General features: G+C 42.0%; 18 protein-coding genes. 1 reads left to right on the top strand and 17 read right to left on the bottom strand.

The features are described 5' to 3' along the window. Positions 1-18 precede the first annotated feature (18 nt). From miaB to MFMK1_RS11090, 4 genes are all read right to left on the bottom strand, one after another. Positions 19-1,332, bottom strand: a complete 1,314-nt coding sequence (gene miaB, locus MFMK1_RS11105) for a tRNA (N6-isopentenyl adenosine(37)-C2)-methylthiotransferase MiaB (protein WP_366924930.1) — start codon at positions 1,330-1,332, stop codon at positions 19-21. 145 nt (positions 1,333-1,477) lie between these two features. Continuing rightward, complete coding sequence (gene mtnN / locus MFMK1_RS11100) at positions 1,478-2,176, bottom strand: 5'-methylthioadenosine/S-adenosylhomocysteine nucleosidase (RefSeq protein ID WP_366921773.1); 699 nt, start codon at positions 2,174-2,176, stop codon at positions 1,478-1,480. A gap of 10 nt (positions 2,177-2,186) precedes the next feature. Next, on the bottom strand, positions 2,187-3,071 hold the full coding sequence (locus tag MFMK1_RS11095) for a radical SAM protein (protein ID WP_366921772.1): 885 nt from the start codon (positions 3,069-3,071) through the stop codon (positions 2,187-2,189). Positions 3,072-3,157: 86 nt separating this feature from the next. Then, positions 3,158-3,583, bottom strand: coding sequence for an NUDIX domain-containing protein (locus MFMK1_RS11090; RefSeq protein WP_366921771.1), 426 nt, complete (start codon positions 3,581-3,583; stop codon positions 3,158-3,160). 254 nt (positions 3,584-3,837) lie between these two features. On the opposite strand from MFMK1_RS11090, the gene MFMK1_RS18475 reads away from it, so the two are divergent. After that, positions 3,838-3,942 (top strand): DUF1858 domain-containing protein, encoded by a 105-nt coding sequence (locus MFMK1_RS18475; protein WP_428846269.1) that lies wholly within the window; start codon positions 3,838-3,840, stop codon positions 3,940-3,942. 149 nt (positions 3,943-4,091) lie between these two features. Here the strand turns inward: MFMK1_RS18475 and MFMK1_RS11080 are convergent, their stop codons facing one another. The 13 genes from MFMK1_RS11080 to MFMK1_RS11020 all read right to left on the bottom strand — a co-directional run bounded on the left by MFMK1_RS11080 (position 4,092) and on the right by MFMK1_RS11020 (position 15,578). Continuing rightward, the gene (locus MFMK1_RS11080) at positions 4,092-5,186 is read right to left on the bottom strand and encodes a DUF362 domain-containing protein (RefSeq protein WP_366921769.1); all 1,095 of its coding nucleotides are present in this window, start codon (positions 5,184-5,186) and stop codon (positions 4,092-4,094) included. 57 nt (positions 5,187-5,243) lie between these two features. Next, a complete protein-coding gene (locus MFMK1_RS11075; protein ID WP_366921768.1) occupies positions 5,244-6,683 on the bottom strand; it encodes a HEAT repeat domain-containing protein in 1,440 nt (479 codons plus the stop codon). Positions 6,684-6,809: 126 nt separating this feature from the next. After that, entirely contained in the window at positions 6,810-8,063 is a 1,254-nt protein-coding gene (gene eam / locus MFMK1_RS11070; RefSeq protein WP_366921767.1) for a glutamate 2,3-aminomutase, read from the bottom strand. A 137-nt stretch (positions 8,064-8,200) separates the two neighbouring features. Continuing rightward, positions 8,201-9,649, bottom strand: a complete 1,449-nt coding sequence (gene guaB / locus MFMK1_RS11065; protein WP_366921766.1) for an IMP dehydrogenase — start codon at positions 9,647-9,649, stop codon at positions 8,201-8,203. Between the two features lie 65 nt (positions 9,650-9,714). Further along, positions 9,715-10,101: an FxsA family protein gene (locus MFMK1_RS11060; RefSeq protein WP_366921765.1), complete on the bottom strand. Its 387-nt coding sequence runs from the start codon at positions 10,099-10,101 to the stop codon at positions 9,715-9,717. Positions 10,102-10,169: 68 nt separating this feature from the next. Continuing rightward, complete coding sequence (locus MFMK1_RS11055) at positions 10,170-10,637, bottom strand: hypothetical protein (protein WP_366921764.1); 468 nt, start codon at positions 10,635-10,637, stop codon at positions 10,170-10,172. A gap of 68 nt (positions 10,638-10,705) precedes the next feature. Next, positions 10,706-10,927 (bottom strand): helix-turn-helix domain-containing protein, encoded by a 222-nt coding sequence (locus MFMK1_RS11050; RefSeq protein ID WP_366921763.1) that lies wholly within the window; start codon positions 10,925-10,927, stop codon positions 10,706-10,708. A 110-nt stretch (positions 10,928-11,037) separates the two neighbouring features. Continuing rightward, on the bottom strand, positions 11,038-11,277 hold the full coding sequence (locus MFMK1_RS11045; protein ID WP_366921762.1) for a translation initiation factor 2: 240 nt from the start codon (positions 11,275-11,277) through the stop codon (positions 11,038-11,040). Positions 11,278-11,359: 82 nt separating this feature from the next. Continuing rightward, a complete protein-coding gene (locus MFMK1_RS11040; protein WP_366921761.1) occupies positions 11,360-12,520 on the bottom strand; it encodes an LL-diaminopimelate aminotransferase in 1,161 nt (386 codons plus the stop codon). After that, the gene (locus MFMK1_RS11035) at positions 12,504-13,340 is read right to left on the bottom strand and encodes a PHP domain-containing protein (protein WP_366921760.1); all 837 of its coding nucleotides are present in this window, start codon (positions 13,338-13,340) and stop codon (positions 12,504-12,506) included. Before MFMK1_RS11035 ends, MFMK1_RS11040 begins: the two co-directional genes overlap by 17 nt. Next, the gene (locus MFMK1_RS11030; RefSeq protein WP_366921759.1) at positions 13,340-14,284 is read right to left on the bottom strand and encodes a dipeptidase; all 945 of its coding nucleotides are present in this window, start codon (positions 14,282-14,284) and stop codon (positions 13,340-13,342) included. Before MFMK1_RS11030 ends, MFMK1_RS11035 begins: the two co-directional genes overlap by 1 nt. 126 nt (positions 14,285-14,410) lie before the next feature. After that, positions 14,411-14,671, bottom strand: coding sequence for a stage V sporulation protein S (locus MFMK1_RS11025; protein ID WP_366921758.1), 261 nt, complete (start codon positions 14,669-14,671; stop codon positions 14,411-14,413). Between the two features lie 130 nt (positions 14,672-14,801). Next, the gene (locus tag MFMK1_RS11020) at positions 14,802-15,578 is read right to left on the bottom strand and encodes a TIGR00282 family metallophosphoesterase (RefSeq protein WP_366921757.1); all 777 of its coding nucleotides are present in this window, start codon (positions 15,576-15,578) and stop codon (positions 14,802-14,804) included. Positions 15,579-15,609 lie beyond the last annotated feature (31 nt).

The raw sequence follows: 15,609 nt of genomic DNA, 5'->3' as shown, positions 1-15,609 counted from the left end.
ACTACTTCGGGAAAAGTTTTAAATTTCCTCCAACAATTCCCCTGATACACTGAACATCTGCGCCTTGGTAATGTTTACTAGGTAAAACTTTCCTATCACAGATTTATCTGCTGGAACATGTACGAGTTTATTTGAACGGGTACGCCCTGACATAATATGCTCGTCATTCTTACTGGTACCCTCGAATAAAACTTCTTGGGTGCTTCTCAAAAGCTGCAGGTGTTTTTCTTCAGTAATACTGTTTTGCAGCTTCAGTAATCGTTGAAACCGTTCTTTCTTCTGATCAGGCGGTACCTGCTCCGCCATATCGGCAGCCGGAGTTCCAGGCCTTGGTGAATAAATAAAAGTATATGCACCATCAAATTGCACGCGCTGCAAAATATCCATGGTGTCTTCAAAGTCAGCATCCGTTTCGCCAGGGAATCCTACTATAATATCGGTAGTGATGCTGGCATTAGGTACCTTTTGGCGAATTTGTTTGACTAAATCAAGATACTCCCCCTTTGTATACCCTCTATTCATGCGCTTTAGTATCGCTGTGCTTCCGGCCTGAATAGGAAGATGGTAATGCTCACAGACTTTGCCGCAGTTGGCCAGGGAGTCAATTAGCTTATCGGTAAAATCTCTAGGGTGTGAGGTCATAAAGCGAATACGCTGCAGCCCTAGAATATCATTAACTTTCTTTAGCAGGCCAGCAAAATCTATGTTATTATCTAAATCCTTACCATAGGAATTGACATTCTGCCCCAATAACATTACTTCAACGTAACCCTGTTGTACCAAGTGTTCAATTTCGGTGATAATATCGGCGACATGACGACTGCGTTCCCTACCGCGTACATGAGGCACTATACAATAAGTGCAAAAATTATTACAACCATACATAATATTTACAAAAGCCTTTATCCCCGCTGCGCGCCTCATGGGTAAATCTTCGACAATTTTACCCTCCCGGTCCCATACCTTCACCCGGGCTGTGCTATTTTGCTTTGCTTCAGTAATAAGATCAGGCAGTTGGTGTATATTATGCGTCCCGAAAATCAAATCCATATGGGGCATACGTTTTTTTATTTTATCTGCCATTTCCGGTCGCTGGACCATGCAGCCACACACACCCAGGATAAGCTCAGGGTTGTTTGCTTTCAATTTTTTTAAATTACCAAGGCGGCCAAAAACCTTGTTTTCTGCTTTTTCGCGAATGCAACAGGTATTCAGCAGCACGACATCCGCATCATTTTCATTTTCTGTAGCCAAATAACCCATTTGCTCTAAAAGTCCTGCCAGCACCTCTGAATCGTGTGCATTCATCTGACAGCCCCATGTTTCAATCATGTATTTCAAAACTAATCACCTCTTCAATCACTCGCCCCACCCATCTAGCCATTTCGGTGGTTTGAAATTCATCTATAAACTGCTACGCGGGCTAAGACTATTATCCCATCAGCCGATGTCGGCCCGTTACTTGTGCATTGAAAGATTATAATTCTTTCTCAATTAGTTTCCCTAACAACAGCTCCAGATACTCACCTAATAACTGGCATGCATTAGAAAAATTCGCTTGGAAATCTTTCATTGCGTTCTCATTAGCATTATCAGAAATTACTCTTACCACTAAAAGTGGTATGTCGTTGTATGCTGCAACTTGCGCAACAGCAGCACTTTCCATGTCTACTGCTTTACCCTTAAGTTTATCAATCAGCTTTTTTGTATAATCTTTAGTAGCAACTGCTTTATCACCCGTCAATAATCTACCTGTGAACACGTTGCTTTTGTCCCAATCCAAAGCAAGCGCCGTTGAATGTAATCCTTCATCCCCCAGGAATATACCTTGCCCATGATGACGGTAATCCCTCCACTTGGTACCTTTAGACGGTGCATAGACGTCATGTTGACAGATTTCTGACGCAATAAAAATATCTCCCGGCATCATCTCATCAGTCAAGCACCCGGCCACGCCCGCCAAAAGCAGCAGTCGTGGAGAATAATAGTCTATCAGCGCTTGGGCGCGCATAGCCGCACTGACCTTACCCATACCGGTTATGGCTGCGGCCAACAAGGTCCCATGGTAGGTTCCTTCGATAAATTGATGCTTACCTCTTAGTATTGGTTTCTGATCATTAATGCTGGCTTTGAACGGGCGACTTTCCTCATCTAGAGGAAATAATAAACCTAACATATTATTTACCCTAAAGACCCAAAAGATGCTCTGGGCGCAAGGCGTTTCCGCCTTTATCTTTCAAAACCCGGTCAATTTGCTTCAATATCTTATCCTTATTCTCGTTTAAAGTTCCACTCAAAATAAGACGATTAGAAGCATGATTGGTTCTAAATATGCAGCCTTGGAGTTCTAAGTCTTCCACAAACCACCGCAATTCTTGGATTAGTTCCATCGGCTCAACGGGTTTAAAACTCCCTTCTTCTACTTGTTTAGCTAAGGGAGTACCCTTGTAAAACCGCAAGGTTAAAACCGCCAAAAAGTCGGGACCGATCTGGTTAACTACCGCGGCTGACGCTTTTGCGTGCTGATGGGATTGGTCTTTCCCTCCTAATCCACCTAGCACCATCAGCGACAACTTGATTCCGGCCGCTTTCAATTGTCGCCCAGCTTCTACCATTTCTTCATCAGTGACCCCTTTCCTGACTTGCTTCAAAATATCGGGGCAACCGCTTTCCAATCCAAGATAAGCTATACTTAAACCTGCTTTTCTTAGCTCTAGAAGCTCGGTAGAAGTTTTTCTTATGATAGACTTGGGGCCGGCGTAGATGCCTACCCTTTGCAGATACGGAAAAGTATGATACAGCAATGTTAAGAGAGACATTAATTTGTCATGTTCCATAGCAAGTGCATCACCGTCCGCCAAAAAAATTTTCTGAACTGTTTCCGACGGGTATTGCTGGGCAGCGTGAGCTATAATCTCTTCGATTTCCTTCCAAGCGCGTTCACGGTATTTTTTCTCTTTATACATATAACAAAAAGTGCATTGGTTATGAGAACATCCCACCGTTACTTGAAGAATAAGACTCCTTGATTCACTAGGTGGTCTGAAAATTCTTCCGTCATAAAATTCCATATACCAATCCCTCCCAGGTTTTAATTATAACCGTACCATAAAATTTAGTCCATTACAACTGGATATCATGGCAAAAAAAAGAGGCCTTAAGCCCCTTTTTGGTTGAACTTTTTCCTTTTTTCGTACGAAACCCGTACCAATGATTTGTCCTGACTATAGGTGATTTTTTTAATTGCTTCTTCTACAGGGAAGAAGCGACCGTCACTAAACCCTTCTTGTTCACTGACTTTCACTTCGTCATGCTCAGCTTCCATGATAAACCAAACAATTTGATTACATACAGGACGCTGACGAGAAAAAGAATAAAATTCGTAACTAGTTTCCCCTGCCGCTCCGAGAATTTTTCCGTCAATACCGGTTTCGTCTTTCACGCGGGTGACTGCAACTTCACTGGCGTAGCCACTATCGCGGATAATTCCTTTAGGTAAAACCCATTCTTTCTTATCGTTCTGCAACAAAAAGACCTTTTCGCCATGAAACACAATACCACCGGCACATTGTCTAAAAAGCATCAACACACCTCCATCAGGTTTTTGAGAGTTCCTTATCTTCCATCTCTAAATAAATAGTTCGACGGCCTGGATATTATTCCTTCCCAATGAGCAAACTTCAAAATAACATTCTAAAATATTATACTATTCTATGTCGCAATATTGTCAGAATTCACTTGATTATCGTCGGCATTTTCTGATATGATATATTAAACTTTGCCCATAATAAGGATGCATAAGTTTAGTTCTCTTAACAAAAAATATTTAACAACGAGGTGATACTATTGATAACTCCACAAACTGTCATTCAACAGGTGGTTCAGAAGTACCCTGAAGCCATAACCATTTTCGACAAGCATGGCTTACATTGCCTTGGTTGAGGCGGCGCATTATTTGAATCTATCGAGCAGGGTGCTCGAATGCATGGTGTTGACTTGGACAAACTAATGGAAGACTTGAACAATTTATCAAAAGCAAAATAATGCTAAACCCTGTAGTTATGCTACAGGGTTTACCTTTTATTAGGGTTTTATACCTCTATTAGTTGATATTCTCGTTTCCCTAAACCAATCTCTTCTGCATGGTCCAATTGAACTGTTCCGTCTATACCATGAATCGCGGCAAACTTATCCGCTGCACCAACATGCTCCAATCGGGTTCCGGGTAATCCTTGGGACTTATTTACCAAATCTAACGATGCTTGGTCTATAGCCACTGGGTCTTTAGACGCTAGTATGCCGATATCTCCGACAATAGGTGCGTCGCTCCAACTGACACAGTCACAATCAGGAGTAACATTCATGACGAAATTTATAAAAAAGCTTTTCCCCTGTTTATTTTTTAATGCCCCTAAAGTATACTCAGCAATTTTTTGCTGGATAATATTTGCCTCACTCTTCCAGCTAATCCCAATAGCCCCTTCATTGCAGGTTACAGTACACTCACCGCAGCCAATACATTTTTCTTGGTCAATAGTAGCTTGCTTTTCCACGGTAATGGCTTGGGCCGGACACCACGAGACGCACTTTTGACACGCAATACATTTTTCCAGTTTAACTGATGGTAAAATGTCTGAATGCATCTGCTGTTTGCCACTACGACTTCCCAAACCCATCCCAACATTCTTCAGTGCTCCACCAAAACCGGTAGCTTCGTGTCCTTTAAAGTGAGTCAAAGTAATGAGTACATCCGCATTAACTGCGGCACTACCAATATTCACTTCATTAAAATGCTTGCCCTCGATGGGTACCTTTATGAAGTCTTTACCATTGAGACCGTCTGCTATTACCAGTGGTGCACCTACAACCGAATAGGCAAAACCATTTTCCACCGCGGTATTTAGGTGGTCTACCGCGTTGGCCCTACTACCCACGTATAGTGTATTAGCGTCAGTGAAAAAAGGTTTGCCGCCCTTTTCCTTAATAAGATCAATGAGCCTTCTGGCATATGTAGGGCGGATGTATGCAGTGTTTCCCTTTTCACCAAAATGAATTTTTAATGCAACCAAATCCTTTTCGCTAATGACGTCTAATACTTTAGCGCGCCGGCAAAGTAGTTCCAGCTTTTCCAGCAAGCTCGCACCTCTTTTTGCCCGCATGTTAGTAAAAAATACTTCTGAAGCCATATTATCTATTCCTCCTTCACTTTGTAACAACTATTCTGTACTGAAATAAAACCAAAGCTAATCCTTACTTTCCGTTGATTTTATTTGCTCCAGTACCTCCCTGGCAATATGGCGCACATGGATATCTTCATTCAAATCATTCGCAATAGATTCGATCTTTTTTAGGGCACTACGAACACAAAGCTTACCAATGCCTATCAATGCCTGTTCCTTAACAGCGGGTACGTCGTCATCTAAACGGCGCATTAGTGCGAAATAACCCGAGGCATCGCCGATACTGCCCATGGCAAAACAGGCCCGTGCGCGAATCATCGCGTCTCTGTGCTGCATGGCGTCGATAATGAAATCTAATGCAGTAGCGGCCCCTATCTCACCGCATGCCCATATAATTTTTAAATATATTCGCTTATTTTGTTTTTGGGGAAGCATTTGCAGTACTTCTATTACTTCCGGCGATCCGGTTCGGGCAAGACGTTCGATTACTTTTTCTACGACATGTGCGTTTAAATCTTGAAGTATGCTATATGCTTCATTAATGTTTTTGTTCCCGGGCATAATATTTTCCAAGACACTGGACACTAATCTGGGCGCTAACATCGCTCCCACAAGCTGTGCAGATTTAGTAGCTAAGGTGATTTTGCCGCTATAGTCTATATTAATATACCCACCCGAGAGCATCCGTTCTACAAAATATTCAACATCTTGGTAAGAGTAGTCTTGCAACGGTAAACAACCCGTAAGCAGTTCTAATTTTTTTCCCTGCCGTGAATTTCCATATTTTAGCAGTTCCAAGAGTTGGTTTTTGTCCACCTGACCTTCAAAATCATGAATAACTACTAATGACGCCAAAATTTCTGTCGGCTCCATATTTAAGCCCATCTGATAGGCAATGTCTTCAGCCTTCAACCGTTCTAAATAATGAGGGTCTTCAAACCGCTGCCAAAACTTATACATAAAATGAAGTAATTGCTCATCGCATTCAATAAATTCTGTTTGAGCGAAAGATTCGAAGCTTTTTTGTCCGTGTTCCGTGATTAGTTTAATAAATTGGCGATAGTTTTTACGAATTAGTTCCACATATTCCTGCGCAAATGCGGTACGCTCTGCGATAGTTACCGGCGCCTCACCGATTGAAAGCATTCTAAACAAACGTTCCCACGGTTCGTAAAGGTCAGCCTGTGGTAATGAGGATGTATCTTCTCCGACTGATGCTATTATATCTCCTGCAAGGCCCGTAGCGAAAGTAGGTGGAAAGCCAAATTGTGTATTCAGTTTCTTGGCAAGAATATCTGAAAAAACTGGACTAAGCAGGGTGTGTAAATTGATTTCCAAACAGTTAAGTAGCTCCGGTATCACGACTTGACGATAATAATTTTGAGCCATGGGGTTCTTGGGACCGCCCCAATCTTCTGTCAGCAACTTTAATAATGATGCTGATATGGTCTCTCTAAGTTCGCCATCAATTCGTTGTGTACCCAGTTTTATGTTGCTTATCATAACCTTAGCATCACATCCTGCTTTTTGAACCCTAATGGCTAATTCGCGGCCGATCGGTAAAATTCCTTTTTAGTATACCACAAATGGGTAAAGATAAAGGCCGCTTTAAAGCGGCCTTTATTATAATTATATATTCTCTAAATTAGGATACTGCATTACACGCCCTTCCCAGGTTCTGATAGTAATATAATCTTTTCCAGAAGAAATCAGATATTCAGGAAGCATTGGCGTTTTTCCATAACCGTTGGGAGCATTGATGATGTACGTGGGAATTGCCAGTCCTGAGGTTTGCCCCCGTAATGCTTCCATAATGGCAATTCCTTCCTCAACCCTCGTGATAAAATGAGCAGTGCCTGTAACTGGTTTAGCGTGGAAAATATAGTATGGCCTGATCCTAACTTTTAGCAGTTCATGATTTAATTTTTTCATGACATGAGGGTCGTTATTAATACCCTTCAATAATACTGCCTGATTACCTATCGGTACACCGGCCTTAGTAAGTTTATCACATGCTTCTGCTACTTCTTGCGTAATTTCCTTGGGGTTATTAAAATGGGTGTTGACGTAAACCGGATGGTGTTTTTCAAGGATATTACACAACTCCGGCGTCACCCTTTGGGGCATGGTAACTAATGTTCTGGTGCCTAGACGTTTAACTTCGACATGTTCAATTTTATTCAATTCGCCCAATAACCAGTCCAGCACCTCTTCGTTGAGCATGAAAGCATCGCCACCAGTAAGCAATACATCCCGAATTTCAGGGTGATTCCGCACGTATTCCAATGCACCTTCTAATTGTTCTTTGGGCGTTCCTTTATCAATTTCGCCAATATTTCTTCTGCGCTGGCAATGGCGGCAATACATGGCACACTGGTTTGTAACCTTGATAATCAACCGATCAGGATAACGCCGCGTAATAGATGGAACCGGTGAAGTAAATTCTTCTCCCATGGGGTCATCCTTACCCATGTGATCTTGAAGTTCATGAACAGAAGGTATTGCTTGACGGCGAACAGGGCAATCCTTATCATCAGGGTCCATCAAACTAACATAGTAAGGGGATGCAGCCCACCGAAATCGTTCCCCTACGGCGGCAATTTGCTGCTTTTCCTCTTCTGATAAGTTGAGTATCTTGCTTAATTGCTCCACATCACCAAAGCGGTTTTTAACCTGCCAGTGCCAATCATTCCAATCTTCTTCGGTTCCACCTAATAATTTTAAAATCTTTTGCTTTTGAATTTTATACTGGTCGGCTAGTTTCATACCGGTGGGTATACCTTCCCGCGCATCAAGGTAAGGCTGAATCTTACTTTTTAATTCCACTGCCCTTTGTTCAGCAAGATTTCTCTTATCATCCATACCTGAATTCTGATTTGTCATTAATCTACCTCCTCTTAAATTTCTCTCTATTTATAAGTTTATCATAATAATCAGGCAATTTTAACCCCAAAGGCGGCATTCGCTGAGCGCTAAAAGGTTAAAGAGGCGATGCTTAGTCGCCTCTTTTCTGTCAAAGATTAAATACGGTAATTAGGGGCTTCATTAGTAATTGTAACATCGTGGGGGTGACTTTCTTTCAATCCGGCATTACTGATGCGAATAAATTTACCTTTGGCTTTTAACTCGACAATATCCGCCGTTCCACAATAACCCATCCCGGCACGCAACCCACCATTTAACTGATACACAGTCTCGGCCAAAGATCCTTTAAAGGGAACTCGTCCTTCAACCCCTTCAGGAACGAGTTTGCTGTTATCTTCTTGAAAATACCTATCCCTGCTGCCTTCTTTCATGGCACCCAACGAACCCATTCCACGGTATACTTTATAGCTTCGCCCTTGATATATTTCAATGTCACCAGGGCTTTCTTCTGTACCTGCTAAGAGGCTGCCGATCATAACAACATCCGCCCCTGCAGCAATCGCTTTAGGTATGTCACCAGAAAATTTAATTCCACCGTCTGCAATAATTGGTACATCATATTTAGAAGCTATCTGAGAACAATCATAGATTGCTGTTATTTGGGGTATACCGATACCAGCAACTACTCGAGTAGTACAAATAGACCCTGGCCCAACCCCTATTTTCACAGCATCTACGCCGGCTTTTATTAAGTCCTCCGTCGCTGCTGCAGTGGCCACGTTTCCGGCAATAATGTCCAGTTGGGCGAATTCTTGTCTTAACTTCTGAACTGTATCCAACACACCCCGGGAATGTCCATGGGCTGTATCTACAACCAAAGCATCGACTCCAGCTGCATTTAATGCCTCGGCTCTTTCCATTGTGTCTTTACTGACACCCACTGCTGCCGCTACTCTAAGCCGTCCTCTTTGGTCCTTAGCGGAATTAGGATATTTCCGAGCTTTTTCAATATCCTTGATGGTTATTAGGCCCTTCAAATTAAAGTCATTATCAACAATTGGCAGCTTTTCAACCTTATGTTGTTGCAATATTTCTTTTGCGGTCTCTAAATCTGTTCCTTCCGGAGCAGTGATCAAATTTTTTTGAGTCATAACATTACCTATCGGCTGGTCAAAATTCTTTTCGAAGCGTAAATCCCTATTGGTAAGTATCCCTACCAATCTGCTGCCTTCAGTAATCGGTACGCCCGATATGTGATAACGTTCCATTAATTCCAATGCTGCAGAAATCTTATGGTAAGGGTTTAAAAAAAATGGGTCGGTTATTACACCATGTTCTGACCGTTTTACCTTATCCACTTCCAACGCTTGCCTCTCAATAGACATATTTTTATGAATTACTCCGATACCGCCTTCACGGGCCATAGCAATAGCTAACTTTGCTTCAGTAACAGTATCCATTCCTGCACTAACAATCGGAATGTTTAGTTTAATATTTTTTGTGAACCTGGTACTGATATCAACCTCGTTGGGCAATACGGACGAAGCCGCGGGCACCAATAGTACATCATCAAATGTGAGTCCTTCTCTGGAAAACTTGTCCATATCAAAGCCCCTTTCGTCAATTTCCCAACATTATAGCATAATAAATTAGCGATGGCTACAAAAACTTAATAAAATCGCCAGCGGCCGGTCTGGATATAGAATTGAATCCTGTTCTTAATCAATTGTCGCCATGCCGCCCTGGTAGCAGGGATCAATGTAGAAAAGCCGGTCAGGTCAGTTAATAAACCAGGGGTAAGCAGGAATAAGGAACCTCCCAAAATCAGTAATCCCTCAATTACCGCATCTGATGGCATCACCCCCGCATTTAACTGAGCTCTTATCTCTTGAAGTACCATCAATCCCTGCTGCTTGGCCAGTGATACACCCAGCAGCCCAGTAAACACGATAATAGTAAAAGTCCACAAAATACCAATTACCTGCCCTAGCTTAATCAATAGAATCAGTTCTATGGACGGGACTAGGATAAAAACCATTAACAGGCGAAAAAACATAACCATCAAATCCTTGGAATGAAGTTACACCGATTGTGTGCGTGTATAGATAAATTTTACCATTATGGTCAGCTGTGGTCAAACTTCAAACGTTTGGAAACCAATGGCACTTTAAAGACTGTGTGTGGCATGGGAATTTCTTTTCCACCCATATCAAAACACTGAAAGAATACTTTGCGCCTGTAAAAAAAATGCCGATCCACATTAAACAGATAATACATTCCGGTGGTGGGTTTTCCTACTGCACTGATGGTGATGGTACGATACATAAGACCTTCAACATCATAGTTTAGAGCCATAATTAGTAACTTTTCATGAAAATCTACCTGATTAATAATTTCACTTTTATCAATTGAAGCAGGAAAATAGCTAGTGATTAAATCCGCCTTATTCGTGATGAGCCGTATATTGGGTTTCCCTCTAAGAGACATGGGAAGTCCTGCGTTAATTTTTATTAGATTCCTCCGATTCAAAGGAATATATTGTACCAGCGGATATTCCAATACCTTGACCCATAGTTCTCTTGTAACATCCATAATAATCCCTCCCTTTGTTCACAATATATGCAAATAGGGAGGGAAAGTAAATTAAAAGGCAGGAAATTTTATTCCTGCCCTATAATGCTATGCACACCTACCTTTTCAAACTGTTCTCGTAAATGCTCTACGGTCCTCAGTGAAATCCCCAACTCATCGGCCATTTCCTCATCACTTTTTTGGGCGGATAAGTGGTCTAAAAAATTGTTATAATCTACATTTTCTTCCCGCGCTTTTTCCTTTAAAGATACTTCGGGACAATGCGGCATTCTGGATTTAAAATCTACCACCAAACATAACCTCCTTGAACAGGTATTTAGTGGTAGTTTGTCAGAAAAAACCTTAAAATATTTTTAAATTGGTTAAAAGTCCAGTGGCAATTTGTGCCAATGTCCTTTATCTAGTTTGTCCCCTGCTCTAACTCGATAAGCTTTCGATTTTTCGATATTAAGTCTTTAGCATATTTGGAATTAGCCTGCTGAAGTTTACGGTTTTCTTTTTCCAAACGTTCTAAATCTTGTTTTCGCTCTCTCTCCACTTTTTCCAACAAATTCATTAACACCCTGCGACTTACCCGCAAATGATGTATTTTTTCTTCCAGTTCCTCAATTTTACGCGATAGTTTCCTATCTTCGACCATATCCCATCACCTCAAAGTTAAGCCACTTTACTCATTTTAACAATAGTATATTCGGTAATGACAAAATATAGTCTTAAGGTAACTAATAATGGGCGGAAATTCTATCTACGACCTCCTGAAGCCGTTCTTTAGAACAAACCAAAGCCAATCGTACATATTTGTCTCCCATATCCCCAAACGCAATACCTGGAACCACTACGACCCCGGCTCTTTTCAATAAATCCATTGCAAATTCAATGGAATGTTGAAAAGGTTTTGGAACTGGTAGCCATACAAACATGGACGCTTTAGGCTTATCCACCTGCCAACCAAGTTCAACTAGTCCATCAACTAAAACGTCTCTGCGTTTGGCATAGGTACTTGCCAAATCCCTTACCCATTCTTGTGAACCGGTAAGCGCTGCAATCCCAGCCTGCTGAATCGGCTTAAATACTCCATAATCAATGTTTGATTTTATCTTTTCCAATGCGTTAATAACTTTACTGTTGCCCACTACAAAACCTAGTCTGCATCCAGCCATATTATATGTCTTGGAAACTGAATAAAATTCAACTCCCACTTCTTTCGCGCCAGGAACGGATAAAAAACTGTCAGGGGAAAATCCATCGTAAGCGAGTTCAGAATATGCAACATCATGACAAACAATAATATGATGCTTCCTGGCAAATTTAACGATTTCCTCAAAGAATGCCTTGTCCGCTACCGCAGCGTTAGGATTGTTCGGATAGTTCAAAACCATAATCTTAGCTTTATCCGCTATTTCCTCTGGAATGGCAGATAAATCCGGTAAAAAGTCGTTATCTTTCACCAATGGCATGGGGTATTTCCTGCCCCCGGCAAGAAATAGGCCAAAACTGTATATCGGATAACCCGGGTCAGGAATTAGCCCCCAATCACCTGGGTTAATGAATGCTAAATAAATATGGGCCAATCCATCTTGGGATCCCATTAACGACAATATCTCTGTTGCCGGGTCTAACTTCACATTGAACCGTTTCAGATACATATCAGCCACGGCCTGTCTCAATTCCTTCATTCCTTGTGTAAGGGCGTATCCATAATTATTATAATCATTTACCGCACTGCTTAGAGCTTCTACCACATGGGGTGGGGGCGGAAGGTCCGGACTCCCGATGCTTAAATTAATGATATCCCTTCCTTTATCTTCTTCAACTACACGCAATCTGTCCATTTCAGAAAAGATAGCTGAATCCTGTCCGCGCAGCCTATTTGCAATTTCCATGCTTGGTCTCCTCTCGTATCTTTACTAAGTCGCTCACGACTTTATTAGCAACTGTCGATGCAGCCAATTTATTCTTCGCCCTGGAGGCACCATGGAAATCAGAACCGCCTGTAACCACCAAGCCGTACTGTTGCGCCAGGGTCAAATAAAGGCGAACCTGTTCTGAATCATGCTGGGGATAATATACTTCAATCCCCTGAAATCCCTTGGAAATAATTTCTCCTAGTTTATGGTGGTTACGTAACAAACCAGGATGAGCCAGTACCGGGACTCCCCCCGCGTCTCTAATCAACTTTACAGCCTCAGCCGGCGTAAGCTTCATTCGGCATACATAACCGACCTGACCCTTAGACAGATACTTCCTAAAAGCCTCAGAGATATTTCCCACATAGCCTTCTTCCAACATAGCCTGAGCAACGTGGGGCCGCCCCACAACACCTTCTTTGGCCAGATGTTGAACCCTTGCCCAGGATATCAATATTCCTATCCGTCTCAGCTTTGACACCATCTTTTTACCCCGCTGGAAACGCTCCTCTGCCAAGATATCCAACACTTTCTGCAGTTTTTGGCAATTATAATCTATGAAGTACCCTAATGCATGGATTTCCTCATCTTGCCAGTCAGTACTAATTTCGATCCCCGGAATGACTTTAATAGGCAATTTAGCAGCCGCTTCTTCCGCCGCTGCTAAACCTCCTACGGTATCATGGTCAGTAACTGCAATAGCATGCAGCCCGGCTGTCAATGCTAGTTTGACTAACTCTTCAGGGCTAACTGCACCATCGGATGCAGTAGTATGGGTATGCAAATCCACTACCATCAGCTTTTACCCACCTCTTTCGGTAGTATCCGCATCAGTAATTTTCTTACATTCCCGCCTGAAATTGCTTGGCATTCACTTTCAGAAAAGCCGCGTTGCTCTAACCCCTGGTATATTTTATAATAGTCTTCTACACCTTTAAGACCTTCAGGTAAGCTATCTACACCATCAAAATCAGATCCGATACCTATATGTTCAGGACCTATTAAATCCGCGGCATACGCTATATGGTCAAGGAGATCGTCAATTGTACTGCCATTTTCTTTGAGGAAATCAGGGGCAAATGTCAAACAAAAAACTCCATCTTGAGCTGCCAAAGTCTTTATCTGTAGATCTGTAAGATTGCGAACATGATCACACAGTGCGCGGCAATTGGCATGAGATACTATTATTGGCTGGCTGGAGGTACGCAACACATCCCAGAATGATTTAGGTGACATATGGGCCGCATCTACCAGTATACCTAAAGCATTCATTTCTTTTACCACCTTCTTACCTAATTGAGTCAAGCCGCCGGAACCGCCTAATACACCGTCTGCCAGTCGGTTGCGCTGATTCCAAGTCAAACCGATACTTCTAACTCCAAGGCGAAAAAGGTGACGCACCATATAGGTATCTATGATAGCCTCACCGCCTTCAATTGCCAGCAGGGCACCGCAGGTTTTAGCCGTGGTCAATTGCTGCAAATCTTCCCGGGTATTCACCATAGTAAGGACATCTTTATTTTGCTCCATTGACTGCAAAGATAAGTCAATTAATTCTAATGTGCGCTCCATCGCGCGCTGAGGTTTGTAACTGCTTTCAACAAACATTGCGAAAAATTGGAGCTTTACAGCGGAATTAAGGCGGGTTAAATCCAAATGACCTGGATGGTTTCTCAAACTGACACCTTGCGCAAGCCATTTGACAGAATCACAATGAGTATCCACGATAAATGCATTCAAAATATCACCTTCTTAACAGTATTATTACAAGCACATAGCAAAAAGTAAACCATAAAACTGAAAAAATAGCAAAACAAAAGACCTGCTTGTCTTTTGTAAACAAACAGGTCTTTTAAAAACTTTTACTTAGCGAGGCCCCACAATTAATTTAATTGCAGTTCTCTCTTCACCATCAATCATTATATCTGTAAATGCGGGGATACAAACCAGATCAACACCACTAGGAGCAACGAAACCTCGGGCAATAGCTACCGCTTTAACTGCTTGATTAAGCGCACCGGCACCAATAGCTTGCAATTCAGCGCCGCCGTGTTCCCTTAAAACACCAGCTAAAGCGCCTGCAACAGAATTTGGACTCGATTTTGCTGAAACCTTCAACACTTCCATAGATTAGACCTCCTTGATTGTTTCAATGATATATTACCCCTATTATCTGTATATTCTAGCACACACTAAAAAATTCCTTTTTTATATTAAGATTTTTTTAAATATTCTCATAATATAAACAAAAAATTTTTTATCGGACAAAATTAACCGTTTCTATCTCTTTTGCTCTACCAAGACAAATATCAACCTCAACAATTACCGCATTAAACTGGCAGGGTCCGTTGGCAACCTCAAACCTTACTGGGAGCTGTCCAGTAAACTTCTTTATTACCAAATCCTTGTCCACGCCTAATACCGAATTATAGGGACCGGTCATGCCGACATCACTTATAAAGGCTGTGCCTCCCGGCAGAATGCGGGCGTCATTAGTCTGAACATGTGTATGGGTGCCGCAAACAGCAGAAACCCGCCCATCTAAAAACCAAGCTAAGGCCTGTTTTTCTGATGTTGCTTCGGCATGAAAATCAACGATAAAAACATCTGCCTTATTATGAATACTATCAAGTTTGTCTTTTGCTGTACGAAAAGGACAGTCTAACGGCTCCATGAAAACCCTGCCGGCCAGGCTGACTACAGCGACGTTTACATTGTCAATGGTTATAATTGTATAACCTTTTCCGGGCGTTTCTGGTGGGTAATTGGCAGGTCTAACAATGTACTGGTCCTGGTCGATGAAATTAAATACATCTTTCTTATCCCAAACATGATTACCCGTTGTAATCACATCTACTCCAGAGTTGTAAAGTTCGGCGACCGTCTCTCGGGTGACACCAATACCACCGGCAATATTTTCACCATTCGCTATTACCAAGTCTATTGCGTAATCCCGCCGTAGTTCAGGAAGAATTTGACGAACAATATTCCTTCCAGGGCGCCCAACAATATCACCAATCATCATTATATTCAAAACTACATCCTCCTGTGTTCATGCAATATAG

This window comes from Metallumcola ferriviriculae (assembly GCF_035573695.1).
GTDB lineage: Bacteria > Bacillota > JADQBR01 > JADQBR01 > JADQBR01 > Metallumcola > Metallumcola ferriviriculae.
This window is presented reverse-complemented; position numbering and strand designations above follow the sequence as displayed.